Below are 13,745 nucleotides of genomic sequence, written 5' to 3' on the forward strand. Positions count from 1 at the left end.
ATATTATACTCTCGTAACAAATTTGAGCTTTGTCACAAAAAATAAAACTAAATTTAATCTTATTTTTAATTAAACTTAAAAATTAAATATATGTTTAATAATTGTCATTTTTATAATTATTTAAATAAATGGTTTTATATTTTTTATTTGTGGTTTTATTGATATGGAAAATATAAGGTTGCGATGTTTTTACAAAATAATAATTGTAAAATAAAAGCTAATTCAATAATAAATAAAAAGACGTTTATATTGAAGACTCATATATCGCATTAGTTATTGGACGTTTAATTTCTAGCAATGTTGCCCATGAGCAAAACCTGGTGTGCCAACTATCGAGTGGGGTGAGTATAAATATATGCTGCCTGAAATTTTCGCACTTATGCTCGCTCTTATAATGACAGTGAGCAGCGCTTTTTTGCTTGTGAACTAAGTTTTCAATAGGTTAAGTGTGAATCTTGTGACTCTTTTTTAAATAAAAATAACGCCAGAATGAAAACTTATTCGCATTAGTTAATCTAATGTTTACTTGGTGTTTTTCTCGTTTTTAAATTAAGTCTGCCTGATTATAATTCCTCACATAGCAGCAAGGTTGAAGCTTATAAAACCTGACTTTGTATGCTGTTTTAACTTTATTAATACTTGATTTTCAGAGGAATTAACCATGTCTACAATCATGAATAAAATTATCAAATTATACGTACCTGTTTTCTCACCAATGTACAAAAGCAACAACATGGTGAAATAATTTGATAGGACTAGTAGTAAATAACAATACTTAAAGGGCTTTGAAGATGAATTCAAAGCCCTTTTTATATTCATTATTGTTTCAATGCGTTGGCGATGTCACGCCAGTCTGCCATTTTGAAGTTTTGATTTTGATCGTCATACGAGGCATCAACGTTATAGCCATCTTGAACAAGGAATAATCCTTTCGGGAAACGATCACTAATCGTGGCAGAAACAGCATGAATACCATCGGTTTCACTGGCACCATCTAAGCCATTATCATCATCGGCGGTGAGCGCAAAGCTGCCTTTATAGCGGTAGTTATTATCCAGATCGTAAACAGCATAAGTGTGGTTACCTTGGCTTGATACAATCAGTTCATTCACCGTACCGTCGTTGTAAATTGTTAGCCCTTCTGCGTCGGCAACAATCTGCTTGCCATCTATTTCAATAATGAATTTTCCGTCAGTTGAGCCTGCTTCATCTGCGGTAAATGCCCAAATCCCCGCATCTTCTTCACCGACATAGAGAGTATCGGAGGTTGGGTCAACGACACATCCTTCAGGTTGACTACTCACTTGCAGTTTACGCACAAGTGCACCTTCAATGCCGTTATCGGTAATATCTAGGCGCCATTGTTCAATGTTGCCACTCTTACCGTTAATGAACACATAGTTAGCGCCAGTAGATGATTGATAGGTACATAAACCGTACACTTCATTGAGATCGGAGCGAAGTTGAGCCACTTCGTTGTGGGCATTATCACCAATCGCATCAAGCGCTACGATAGGTTCATTACCACCCGATGCCGCTTGAATTTTGTACAACGCAATAGTATTAAATTCACGGTTACTGGCCGCTGCTAGAGAATACGTTTCGCCACTAGGTGTCGTCACAGCTTGGATGATATCGACATTGTTTGGCTCTCCTTCATCAAGGTATTGCAGCTCTTTACCATCAAGATTGTAAGCGACCAGTCCACCTTGTTTATTGGTACCTATGATTAAACTGTTATCGGGATCAGCGTGGTTTAACCAAAATGCAGGATCATCTGCCGCATCACCATCATCATCGACAGGTGCTGTTTCGCCAACGACTTTCACCAAAGCAATACCCGTTGCTGCAAGGTTAGCTGAACTAAGTGCTTCATTAATTGGAAATTGAGCAAAAGAAGGGGCACTATTTAAGGTGCGATAACTGAGTTTTTCATACACTGGCTTATCGGCTTCTGAGTTACCGACCCAAATCCCGTTATTGGCGACAGCAAGCGACTTAATCTCATCGACACCGTCTAGCTGGATGTTTGTTTTCAATGCCCAGTCATCACGGTTATATAGCATCATACCTTTACCTTCATCACCCACAACGAGGTAGCCTTTACCGTCAGAAAGGTAGAGTAAATCTAATGCTTCAATTTCTTGCAAATTACCTAACGGCGCAATGCTATCAACAATTTGACGAGAGTTTATATCTTCTGGATCGGCGCCATATGCCCAAATACCTAAGTCTTGCTCTGCGATATACAGCGTAGACGTTTCATCATCCACAATACATGCGCTGAGTTCACCGCCGACTTCCAGTTCGCGCACCGCGATAGGCTGCGCATTATCGTCAGCTAAAACACTTTTGATTTCACCATCTTGGTATTTCAGCTTGTATTGCACCGCCACACCATCATCAGTCACGCCCGTTAAGAGCAATGCACCGTTAGTGGTGTTTTTATGTAAACAGACACCTTCAGCGGCATAATCTGTTGTAAGCGTACCCACATCATTAAGAACCACACCGTTTTTATTACTCACGCTATAAAAACCGATACTGTTATTTTCTGGTAAAGCAACGGCGAGTAAATCAATACTGTCACCGTTATCGGCTTTAATACCGTAGCGTATATCTGCGCCAGTGGCTTCAATGTTTTCTAAGCGTTCAACCTCATCGCCTGCTGGGTTATAGACTGCCAACCCATCACCTTCTAAGGTAACAAAAAGTAAGCTCTTTGTTTCATCTTCACTATTTAGCCAGTAAGCCCCATCTCCAATATCGTCATAACTTGTTTTTGCTGTTGTTGATGTAGCGAGTGATTCGGTTGCTACCACATCAGATTTTGGTATTTCTGTTTCAACATAAACGGTTTTAGTTTTATCGCTATTACATCCTGTTAGCAGTGATAAAGCGATGATTGAGCTTAATAATGAACGACGCATTTTTCCTCTCCATGTGTGTAAGTCAGGAGGGAAGCTAAGCCAGTATTATTACATAAAAGTGACTGATTATTTTCTTTGTTTAATAATATCAATGTTTTAAGTGTATTTTTGTTAAGGCGTGAGCTGTTTGGACTAGAAGCAATATAAGGCTATCTCTCAATGTTAATATCAATAGGCTGTCATATTTGTATGGGAGGATAGATCACTTGAGCTTTTCGGACTTTTCTCATTACAACCGTTAAATAAGACATTGATTACTATGCCTACCTTCACAATAAGATCGTTTATTACCCGTTTTAATTATCAGTTATTTGACGTGCTTTATGGCATGCGTGTGCATTATCGGTGGCTTGCTCTATTGGTTTTAGCGTTACTGAGTCTGATTGTGTTTAATATTACGAACGGCACGATTAAGCGTTATGAGCAAGTTAATTGGTTAGATGTTGTAGGGGAAGGCTCATCGGCAATCATGGTATTGGTGTGGCTGGTGGTGATCCTGTCCACCCGTGCACCGGGGAAAATTACCAACTATTTTGCGATGGGGTTTACCTGTATTTTTTTAGCGTTAACCCAAGATGTTATTGATGAGTTTATTCGTTTAAAAAACTACACCATGATTGGAAATACCATGGAGTACATGATCCTTGGGCTGGCCATTGTGACTTATGCCTTTTGTTTGTGGCGTAAAGAGCTTGCAGTAGTAAAAAATTATGTGATGCAACGCCAACAGTTAAATGCGCGAACGCCGCTCCATCCTGAAAATTATCGCCTCCCAGAGTTGAGTTATTTACACCGTGCACTGACAGCGCAATACGCAGAGTCGAGCAAACAAAATGATTGTTATTTGATTGCGATTAACTTACAAAACAGTTATCAACTTTTACCTCAACTTTCACCTCAAGAAGCAGAAAGACTCAGAGTCTCGATCTCTGAATTGCTGTTAATTGCATCTCGCCATAATGATTTAGTGTGCCAAGTTGCGGGGCATCACTACCTTATGTTACTGGACGGGTTAAGCAAGAAAGATGCAGTAATATATGCTCGCTATGTTGAACAGTTACTCAGCACTTACCAATTTTATTTAGATTCTAGTATTCGCATAGAGATGCAATGGCAAATAGGTATTGTTGAAGTCAAACCGTCCACTTACTCATTACCATCATTATACAAACAGATAGATGAAGCGATAAACCTTTCACGTGAGCCCCACGTTTATAAAGGTAGCGCATGAAAGGGCATTACGCAGTGACGGCACCATGGTTGGAATGCCACGATAAAACCATTCCTGCAAGGCAACACATTGCGTTATTACTGGATTTACTCAGTAGCCGTGGTGTAAATATGCACTACGTATTACGGCATACAGGGATTTTTTATGATGATTTAATTACGCAAGATTTACAGGTAAGTCCCGTACAATTCTCTCGTTTAATTAGAAATGTAGCGAAGTTAGAGCAGTTTCCAGAATTGAGCTTTCTGTTTGGGCAGCAATTGATCCCGAGTGTATTTCCGACGACTAGCCATATATTGATCCATGCCCCGACCGTCAACACCTTGATGAGTAATATAGCGCTTTACTCTGAGAGCTACTTCCCTTTATCTAAGCTCATCACACAATTTGATGATTCGGGCGTTTATGTTTTCGTCGAAGATCCTTATGGGATTGAGGCTTCATTGAGCTCCCGAGATCGTATTGCTTATTTTCGTTGGTTAACAGAGTATGTCTTTACTTCGGTTATATCGTTAGTTAATTGGCGAGCTGATACCCAATTACCTTGGTCTGTTATGGTGGATTGGTTATGCCCACCATGGCAAGAGCATTATCAGATGTATTGGGAGAAGGTCAATTTCAATCAGCCGATGATTGCCTTGCATTTACCCAAGCAGTATCTGGATGTCACTTTGAAAGATAGCTCTTCAACCTTGTATAAAGTGGCACGAAAGATAACACCCATTCCAAGTTGTGGTTTATTGAGCCATATTCGAAATGTGTTTCGCCAAAACCTTGTTCAAGTCCCGTCGTTAAATGCGTTATCTGAAATGATGTTAATGAGCCCTGCCACGCTAAAACGTCGATTAAAAGCACATCATCATACTTACCGTTCATTATTGGGCGAGGTTAACCAGCAGCATGCTTTATATTTACAACAGATAAAACAATGGGATGATCACCAAATTGCGCAAGAGATGCAATTTTTTGATGTCAGTAATTATCGCCGTGCAATTCGCCGTTGGAAGACAAATTAATCACGTCAATTATTCTATAATGTCTAGTAATATAGAGTAAGGTGTACTAATTTCACGACCACGTAAAATTAGCACTTATTAATAACCAGCAATATCGATAATTAAGATTTCACTGATAATAAGAATAATAACGTTAAACAATGAGAGTTAACGTTTTTAATTAAATATCTTTATGATATTTAATTAAAAAATAAAAGAGGGGAAGGTTGGTTGTTATTTAATGCTATTATATTTAATGGTAGTTAATTGTTATTAATTAACTAATACTGCTTCTTTTATAAATATTCGAACTATTAAAAACAAAGAAATGTTATAACATAACAATTCTGAGTGTTTACCTCAGGATTATTCATGTCGTGATTAGGAATAGATCAATGAAAAAGAAGTCTTCATTTATAGTATTGATGACAACGCTGTGCGTCTTGTTATCAGTATCAAAAGCAATGGCTGCAGAAGCGCCAATTGATGTAACGGTAAGTATTGCCCCACAAAAGTATTTTGTGAAAGAAATTGGCGGGAATAATGTTAATGTCAATGTAATGGTGCCAGCAGGCGCTGAGCCAGATGATTACGAGCCAACACCAAACCAAGTTGTGTTACTTAACAAGAGTAAACTTTACTTTTCTATCGGTGTGCCATTTGAAAAAAGCTGGTTAAACAAATTTAAAAGCTCAGCAAAAGATCTAACGATTGTTGATACCCAGCAAGGTATTGAGCGTATGCCAATGGATTATAACGACGATGGTGAGCGTATTCCTGAGGCATCAGGCATTAAAGACCCACATATTTGGTTATCACCAGCCCTTGTGCGTATTCAAGCCATGAACATTCGTGATGCATTAATTAACATTGATCCTCAGCACCAGCAAGAATATCGCGAAAATTATCTGAAATTCTCTAAAAAGATCAATCAAATTGATGATGCTTTAATTGCGATTATGGCGAAGATCCCAGCAGCACATAATCAATTTATGACGTATCACCCAGCGTGGGGTTACTTCGCGACAGATTACGGCTTACGTCAACTGCCTATTCAAAATGAAGGTAAAGAAGCCAGTGCGCAACGTCTAAAATCACTGATTGATACAGCTAAGAAACAGCACATTAAAGTTATCTTTATTGAGCCGCAGTTTTCAAAAGAACAAGCAAAAGTTATTGCGAATGCAATTGGCGGCAAAGTGGTGGCAATTAACCCACTTGCAGAAGATTGGGGTAATAACTTGCTAACGGTTGCGAACGCGTTTGAATCTAACGTGAATCATTAAGAGCGAAAAAATGAAAAAGATTGTGGATGTACAGAATGTCAGTTTTGCTTATAAGAACCATCAAGCATTAATTGGCATAAACTTCGAGCTTTACGAAGGTCAACGTTGTGCATTACTTGGACCCAATGGCGGTGGTAAAACGACATTAGTCAAACTACTACTGGGCATATTATCGGGTTATCAGGGCAATCTCGCACTGTTTGGCGACCGTCCCGGTCGCCATCCAGCGCTTATTGGGTATGTTCCTCAACAATATAAATTGAATCCAATATTACCCGTCACAGTAAAAGACGTAGTATTAATGGGGGCCAATGCAGAGCAGCTAAAAGATAAGGCATCGCTGCCAGCCTTATTAACCCAAGCATTACAACAAATGCATATCGAGCATATAGAAAATACGCTGTTTAAAGATCTTTCAGGCGGGCAGCGTCAACGTGTATTAGTGGCTAGGGCGTTGATTGCCCAACCTAAGTTATTAATCCTTGATGAGCCAACCAGTAATGTCGATCCAAGCATGACGGCACAATTTTTTGCCTTGATATCAGCGCTGCCCAAAGATGTTGCGGTATTAGTGGTAAGCCATGATATGGGTATTTTAGAGTATCAGATTGATGTGATTTTAGGGCTAAACCAAACCATGAAAGTGCAGCAGAGTAAGGCATTAACGTCTGATATGTTGCAACACTTATACGGCGTGAACAGCCATTTTCTTCAAGATCTTGTTCAGCCAACTACAACCAATCACAAAACAAGTCCTGCTTTAGTATGATCGAGCTCTTACAATATAACTTTATTCAACATGCATTAATTGCAGCAGTGCTGGTTAGCATTGTTGCCGGCATTATTGGCGTATTAGTCGTGACCAATCGATTAGTATTTCTCTCTGGTGGTATTGTTCACACAGCATACGGCGGTGTGGGGTTAGCTTTCTATGCAGGCACTGCGGTAATGCCAACAACCTTGGTATTTACTTCGATTAATGCCTTGTTATTAGGGGTGCTAAGTCAGCGTAAACTAGAGCAGTTAGATATTTTTATCGGTCTGATTTGGTCGCTAGGCATGGCAATCGGCATCATCTTAATGGCGTTAACGCCGGGATATGGGGCAGATTTAAGCAGTTACCTGTTTGGTAGTATTCTCACTGTTCCAGTCTCGACGTTATATCTGATGGGGGGCAGTGTACTCATCATTGGTGCTTACACGATTTATAACTATCGTTCGCTAGTCTTAATGTCTTTTGATGCTGATTTTGCGCAGAGTAAAGGCGTTAAAGTAAAACGCATGTACTTATCATTATTAGTACTAGTGGCAATTGCCAGCGTTATCTTAGTGAAAGTGGTGGGTATTGTATTGGTGATGGCGCTGCTAACCATGCCAGCGTACATGGCGGCGCAATATACAAAATCGATGTTATCCATGATGTGCCACAGTATTTTATGGTGCCTTGGCTTTACGTTAACGGGGTTGATTTTCTCTTACCAGATGAATCTACCGTCAGGGGCTACCATTGTTGTTACCGCGTCTATTTGTTTAGCGTTGCAACTGGGGCTTAAAGAAATCCTGAAATTCTTCAAAAAAGGCGCTGTTCAAGCCGCGTAATGGTACAGCAAGTAGAAGCGCCCCTTCTACTTGCTACCTACTTCCATACCCTCGTTATCCTCTTCCTGTTTTTCCCATGTCACCCACGCTTTTTACATTCATGATTGGTAGATTTCTGTGTAATTGCACAGTAAATGTTACAAAGTGTAACGAGTAAATATTCGCAGTGAGCATTAAGTTATTGTTTTTAATTTCTTTAGGTTATTAGTCATCAGCTGATTTGATCTTCTTGGCGTCAAAAAAGTATCGTTGGTAATCAAAAAAAATATTTTTCTGAAAGCAGGTCTAAATTTTGAACGCTGTTCTATATTGGTGTCGCCAAAAAAATAACGATAGCTATGTCACAAATTTGAACCAATCAAAGACCGATCCCGCGTGCCGTAATAATGTTCTGTTACATCTCACCACTGTGGATTCTCACAAGCTCCGTTATGCTCCTCGCATCTTAGGCACTTTTATTAAAGATACATGCCTATCCAATGTCGTTTTAAGAGTAATAACATGAAAAAAACATCTCTATTTGCATTGAGTGCAGTGGCACTGTCTTGCGCAATTAGCTTTACCGCTCACGCGGGTGACAAAATGGTTAACCCTGAAGGCGGGGTTGTTGTGGGTTACTGGCATAACTGGGCTGACGGCCAAGGTTATAAAATGGGTAATGCACCTGCGATGTCACTAAAAGACATTAACCCAATGTATAACGTGGTTGATGTTTCTTTCATGAAAGTTTACGACGTGGCTGAAGGCCGTATTCCGACGTTTCATTTAGATGCGGAAACGGGTTTAACCGAGCAGCAATTCATCGACCAAATTAAAGCGCTTAACGATCAAGGTCGCTCTGTGCTTATCGCACTAGGTGGCGCTGATGCGCACGTTGAAATGAAAACAGGCGATGAGCAAGCATTCGCTGATGAAATCATTCGTCTAACAGATTTATACGGTTTCGATGGTCTAGATATCGACCTTGAGCAAGCAGCGATTGATGCGGCGGATAACCAAACCGTTATTCCAGCGGCACTGCGTATGGTTAAAGATCACTACCGTGCACAAGGTAAAAACTTCCTTATCACCATGGCGCCAGAATTCCCGTACCTAACAGAATCGGGCAAATACATTCCTTACATCACAGGTCTTGAAGGTTACTACGACTGGATCAACCCACAGTTTTACAACCAAGGTGGTGACGGCGTTTACATTGAAGGCATTGGTTGGATTGCCCAAAATAATGATGCGCTAAAAGAAGAGTTCATCTACTACATGGCTGATTCATTGATCAACGGTACTCGTGGTTTCACTAAGATCCCACACGATAAACTTGTATTTGGTATTCCAACCAACATCGATGCCGCAGCAACAGGTTACGTACAAGACCCACAAGATTTGTTTGATGCATTCAAACGCCTTGAAGCACAATCTCAGCCACTACGTGGTGTAATGACATGGTCTATCAACTGGGATATCGGCACGAATAAAGCAGGTCAAGCGTACAACAGCAGCTTTATTAACACTTACGGCCCGTTCATTCACAGCCAAGTGCCACCGGTTGTTCAACCGGGTAAACCTGTGATCATGGGTTTAACGGATGCTCGCGTTCAGCACCGCACAAACTTTGATGCAATGGCTGGCGTAACAGCAACAGACAAAGAAGACGGCACCCTAACATCAGCAATTAACGTATCTGGCTCGGTAGATACACAACGTGTAGGCGAGTATGTACTAACTTACTCAGTATCAGATTCAGACAACAATGAAACCGTATCACCACGTAAAGTAACCGTATTTAGCGCATTACCAACCTTCGCTGGTGTGGCAAATGCAGTTGTGAAAATCGGTGAAAACTTCGATGTCATGGCTGGCGTATCAGCATCGGATGCAGAAGATGGCGATCTAACAGCAAACATCACAGTATCTGGCACTGTAAACACTGCGGTTGCGGGTCAATACGAACTTGTTTACTCAATCACAGACAGCGCAAACCAGACGGTAACTGTAAAGCGTACCGTGATAGTTAACGATGGCTCTATCGTGTGTACTAATCCGTGGAAATCAGATGTTGTTTACGTTGAAGATGATGTAGTAAGCCATAACGGTAAAGATTGGTTAGCGGGTTGGTATACGAAAGGTGAAGAACCAGGTACAACGGGTGAGTGGGGTGTTTGGCGTGAAGCAGGCGATAGCGACTGTGGCGGCGTTGTACCACCACAACCAGAAGCAGATTTCACCGCATCTCTATCGGGCGTAAACAGCAGCTACAAGATCACTAACGGCACTGCGACACTGAACCTGAATTACACCGCGAACAAAGCAAGTTCTGTACAGATTGATGTGATTGACGCAATGGGTTACCCAGTAAACGGCGGTAACTTCACGGCAGATTTTGCCGCTAACAGCGCGATTAAACTGGTACTTAATAACGTAGTGGAAGGTAAACACTCACTACGCATGATCGCCCAATCAAAAGGTGAGCAAGTAGAATCACGTCACCAGTTTGTATTAGAAGATCAAGGTACGGTTGAGCCACCAGTGACCGACGTTCCTGCTTATGAAGCGGGTAAAGCGTACCAAGCGGGCGACCAAGTATTAGGTACAGACGGTAACGTATACCAATGTAAACCATGGCCTTACACGGGCTGGTGTGCAAATGCTTCATACGCACCGGGTTCAAGCCTATACTGGGCTGACGCATGGGATAAGCTATAAGCTTACCGATAGCTAAATAAACGAAAAGCCAGCATGTTAAGTGCTGGCTTTTTTGTTTTTATTTTAGAGAACGTATATAACAATATGCGTACTTACTGACTTAACTTATTCTTGGGCAAAAGCTTGTTATGTGCCTAAGCTAAGTTTTAAGCCATATGTTAATACAGTTTTCACCGAAGTTGTTGCCACATCTTTGCCAATCGTTTTTACTCCGCCACTAATTAAATCGCCAAGCGTCTTTTTTTCTTGTAGCGTTTCAGGGACAGCATTCAGAATTTCTAAACCTTTAGGCGACAATGTTACGCCTTCCATAGAAATACGATTGTCAGGCTCTCGACTCCAAATATAACCAGCCTCCATAAGCCAATTCATTGCTTCTTCAGCAATTTCATATTCCTTTTCAGACAAATTGTGTACGCCGTCAGGGTCATCTCCCATGGCAATTTTAATTGTTTCACCAATATCCAATTTGGATAATCTTACCCTTAATGGGAACTCTCGGTAGCATTCACCTAATATCTCGGCAACTGCAATATTAAAAGCATCTATATTGTTCAATATATTGTCCTCTTCCGAGGTTGTTAGCACTAACGCCTTGCTCACTGGTAGATTTGGAGCGCAGCGAGAAATTTATCCGCGTGCAGTAACTTGTTAGGCCTAATTGAAGTTAACTACTCGCATGCTCTGTTCACCACCTTCTCCATCCCAAGGAGCAATCTTAGTAATATTTGCTCGTGGATTATCGCCATCACCAAAAACAACCCCCATTACAAAAGGCACTTTCGGTTTTATGTTATGGTCATAAATACGAATACCATACTCGAAATCACCCTTTAACTCGGAGATAGAGATTTGCTGCATACCTTTGAACGCAGGGTATCGCCATACAGTACTTTCTATTTTTTTGGATGTTGTAATTTTGAATCCGATTGGCTCAGCCCAAAACTGAGGCTCAAATACGACCATTGCGGCTTTTGGCTCGTCACTCGCAAGCTGAACAGAGAAGGCTAGATTAGCTGCTGGAGTGTCTGTTTCTTTCTTTTGCCTTGTAATTGCTGAATAAATATCAAGCATCCACTCTTCTTCAGTTTTGCTTTCAATGTCGATGTAGAATCGACTTTCTAAGAATGGTGGGAATTGAGATATATGGCCAACCTTTACGGGAACAATGAATTCTGGCTTGATGCCGTTGATCTCGTCAGCCAATGCTTTGCGAAGTTCTGTTCTTACCCAAGGTTTATCTATCGAGTTTGGAGACAGGAATATAAGGAATTTATCTGCGGATTCTATTCCAGCGTGAACAGCTTCTATTAGGTCGTCACCACCTAAAATTTCGTACTTATCAAGCCAACCTTTTATATCCGGAAATCGCTGACCAACCCTCAAAAAAACTTGTTCGACAAGTGGTTTATCTTCTGATGCGTGACTAAAAAATACTTTCATTATTCTCCTTATAGGCCTAACGCCCTGTTAAGGGGCTGATAAACTACCCTCTGACAATTGCCAATGTTTTTAACTGATAAAGCAGATTCTTTACAGTGTTTTGTCTAGAAAGTTAGACTCATGTCAGGTTTTATAAAACATTTGGCTATCTTATGTACTACAAGTGGTTTTAGGCTTATAAATTACTGTTATTGCCTGTCTGGATAGTTGCAAAGGAGAGCGTGGCAGAGCAATTACAAGAGAGATAAAGCCCTTATCTGAAAAGCATCATTTCACGCTATAGAACAAGGTAACGTTTAAGCCACAAATAGCGAAATAAACAAAAAGCCAGAATGTTAAGTGCTGGCTTTATTGTTTTACTTTAGAGAACGTATTTAACAATATTTCTACTTATGAGTACTGGGAGATGTTACTTAATTTCATACTGTATTAGATTAAAGGGTATGCTTGAAAAGCAAAACCAAGGGCAATAATAAAATAAGCGAATATTGTTATGGCAACGTAAATCCAATATTTCCTTATACGCTTGTTAGTCGAATCATTTTGTATGCCAAATGATTCGGCACCATCAGATCTTAAACCGTGAGCTGGTGTTGCAAAGAAAGCTAGCAATACTACCCCTAACATATTCAATGATAGTCCAATAAGAGTAAGTAGTTTAGCGCAGTCCATATTATGTATATATCCTTCTAATTGATATGAAAATAGTAATGATTACTGCGTATTAAATGCTGTATGAATAAATGCATATAATTCCGCAACGAAAACTTAAATATCTAGCCACACTTTGCCACCTTAAGCCCATACTTGTGGCTCACCTTTATGGCAACGCAAAGTCCAAGTCTTACTTGATGTCTTTCTATGGTATTTAATTATTATTGAACCATCTGATCTCATATCGACAAAGTCCATTCTGCTTGGCTCATATCCATTATGACTATAGATAAGCTGCTTACAGTCATTGATTTGTGCTTCTGTCGCGTCTATTTTTTTCCCACAACCAACCAGAGTCGCAGTTAATATAAGTATTATAATGCTTAATCTCATTTAAAATCCTATTATGCTAACGGGCGAGCTAAACCTCAGAACGCTTCAAATGCTCCAAACAAAGATTCCAGACATTTTTTCTAAATATCCGTATTTAATAAATTGTATCTTCCAGGTATCTCATCATCTCTCTTCCTACTAAAAATGTGCTTAACGTATAGTTAAAAAGGAAAAAGATGAAAAATTATCCTTTCAAGGTGTTGTTTATGTGTTTCTTGTATTAACAATTTAATCCCTGATAATTTCCGATGCTTTTTAGCTGATAAAGTAGTTTTTTTATAGTGCTTTGTCTAGAAAGTTAGATATATGTCAGGTTTTATAAAACACTTGGCTATTTTATGTACTACTAGTAGTTTTAGGCTTATAAATGACTGTTATTGCCTGTCTGGATAGTTGCAAAGGAGAGAGTGGCAGGGCAATTAAAAGAGGTAAATCTTTACTCTGAAAGACATCAATTCTTACTAGAAGAGCAAGGTAACGATTAAGCTACCAATAGCGAAATAAACAAAAAGCC

10 protein-coding genes are annotated in these 13,745 nt (G+C 39.9%); 6 read left to right on the forward strand and 4 right to left on the reverse strand.

Translation table 11 applies throughout. The features are described 5' to 3' along the window. Nucleotides 1-818: 818 nt before the first annotated feature. Complete coding sequence (locus C9J45_RS19375; RefSeq protein WP_107292889.1) at nt 819-2,930, reverse strand: phytase; 2,112 nt, start codon at nt 2,928-2,930, stop codon at nt 819-821. Nucleotides 2,931-3,189: 259 nt separating this feature from the next. Between C9J45_RS19375 and C9J45_RS19380 the strand changes: the two genes are divergently transcribed. The 6 genes from C9J45_RS19380 to C9J45_RS19405 all read left to right on the forward strand — a co-directional run bounded on the left by C9J45_RS19380 (nt 3,190) and on the right by C9J45_RS19405 (nt 10,741). After that, nucleotides 3,190-4,161: a diguanylate cyclase domain-containing protein gene (locus tag C9J45_RS19380; protein WP_107292890.1), complete on the forward strand. Its 972-nt coding sequence runs from the start codon at nt 3,190-3,192 to the stop codon at nt 4,159-4,161. Further along, complete coding sequence (locus C9J45_RS19385) at nt 4,158-5,177, forward strand: AraC family transcriptional regulator ligand-binding domain-containing protein (protein ID WP_107292891.1); 1,020 nt, start codon at nt 4,158-4,160, stop codon at nt 5,175-5,177. The genes C9J45_RS19380 and C9J45_RS19385 overlap by 4 nt, the downstream gene beginning before the upstream one ends. A gap of 374 nt (nt 5,178-5,551) precedes the next feature. Further along, nucleotides 5,552-6,442, forward strand: coding sequence for a metal ABC transporter solute-binding protein, Zn/Mn family (locus C9J45_RS19390; protein ID WP_107287327.1), 891 nt, complete (start codon nt 5,552-5,554; stop codon nt 6,440-6,442). Between the two features lie 10 nt (nt 6,443-6,452). Next, a complete protein-coding gene (locus C9J45_RS19395; protein ID WP_107292892.1) occupies nt 6,453-7,211 on the forward strand; it encodes a metal ABC transporter ATP-binding protein in 759 nt (252 codons plus the stop codon). Continuing rightward, complete coding sequence (locus C9J45_RS19400; protein WP_107208763.1) at nt 7,208-8,041, forward strand: metal ABC transporter permease; 834 nt, start codon at nt 7,208-7,210, stop codon at nt 8,039-8,041. The genes C9J45_RS19395 and C9J45_RS19400 overlap by 4 nt, the downstream gene beginning before the upstream one ends. A 501-nt stretch (nt 8,042-8,542) precedes the next feature. Next, nucleotides 8,543-10,741, forward strand: a complete 2,199-nt coding sequence (locus C9J45_RS19405) for an immunoglobulin-like domain-containing protein (RefSeq protein WP_107292893.1) — start codon at nt 8,543-8,545, stop codon at nt 10,739-10,741. Nucleotides 10,742-10,867: 126 nt separating this feature from the next. Here C9J45_RS19405 and C9J45_RS19410 read toward each other — a convergent pair whose 3' ends face one another. The 3 genes from C9J45_RS19410 to C9J45_RS19425 form a co-directional block, all read right to left on the reverse strand. Then, nucleotides 10,868-11,299, reverse strand: a complete 432-nt coding sequence (locus C9J45_RS19410) for a hypothetical protein (RefSeq protein ID WP_146144330.1) — start codon at nt 11,297-11,299, stop codon at nt 10,868-10,870. Nucleotides 11,300-11,398: 99 nt separating this feature from the next. After that, complete coding sequence (locus C9J45_RS19415; RefSeq protein ID WP_107292895.1) at nt 11,399-12,184, reverse strand: toll/interleukin-1 receptor domain-containing protein; 786 nt, start codon at nt 12,182-12,184, stop codon at nt 11,399-11,401. A gap of 795 nt (nt 12,185-12,979) precedes the next feature. Further along, nucleotides 12,980-13,231 carry a hypothetical protein gene (locus tag C9J45_RS19425; RefSeq protein ID WP_107292897.1) on the reverse strand — a complete coding sequence of 84 codons (252 nt, stop codon included), beginning with the start codon at nt 13,229-13,231 and terminating at the stop codon, nt 12,980-12,982. Nucleotides 13,232-13,745 lie beyond the last annotated feature (514 nt).

Source organism: Photobacterium sp. GB-1 (assembly GCF_003026165.1).
GTDB lineage: Bacteria > Pseudomonadota > Gammaproteobacteria > Enterobacterales > Vibrionaceae > Photobacterium.

Bases quoted from the DNA above. Each gene is read 5' to 3' on its own strand.
- C9J45_RS19375 (WP_107292889.1), bottom strand. From the start codon at position 2,930: ATGCGTCGTTCATTATTAAGCTCAATCATCGCTTTATCACTGCTAACA.
- C9J45_RS19380 (WP_107292890.1), top strand. From the start codon at position 3,190: ATGCCTACCTTCACAATAAGATCGTTTATTACCCGTTTTAATTATCAG.
- C9J45_RS19385 (WP_107292891.1), top strand. From the start codon at position 4,158: ATGAAAGGGCATTACGCAGTGACGGCACCATGGTTGGAATGCCACGAT.
- C9J45_RS19390 (WP_107287327.1), top strand. From the start codon at position 5,552: ATGAAAAAGAAGTCTTCATTTATAGTATTGATGACAACGCTGTGCGTC.
- C9J45_RS19395 (WP_107292892.1), top strand. From the start codon at position 6,453: ATGAAAAAGATTGTGGATGTACAGAATGTCAGTTTTGCTTATAAGAAC.
- C9J45_RS19400 (WP_107208763.1), top strand. From the start codon at position 7,208: ATGATCGAGCTCTTACAATATAACTTTATTCAACATGCATTAATTGCA.
- C9J45_RS19405 (WP_107292893.1), top strand. From the start codon at position 8,543: ATGAAAAAAACATCTCTATTTGCATTGAGTGCAGTGGCACTGTCTTGC.
- C9J45_RS19415 (WP_107292895.1), bottom strand. From the start codon at position 12,184: ATGAAAGTATTTTTTAGTCACGCATCAGAAGATAAACCACTTGTCGAA.
- C9J45_RS19425 (WP_107292897.1), bottom strand. From the start codon at position 13,231: ATGAGATTAAGCATTATAATACTTATATTAACTGCGACTCTGGTTGGT.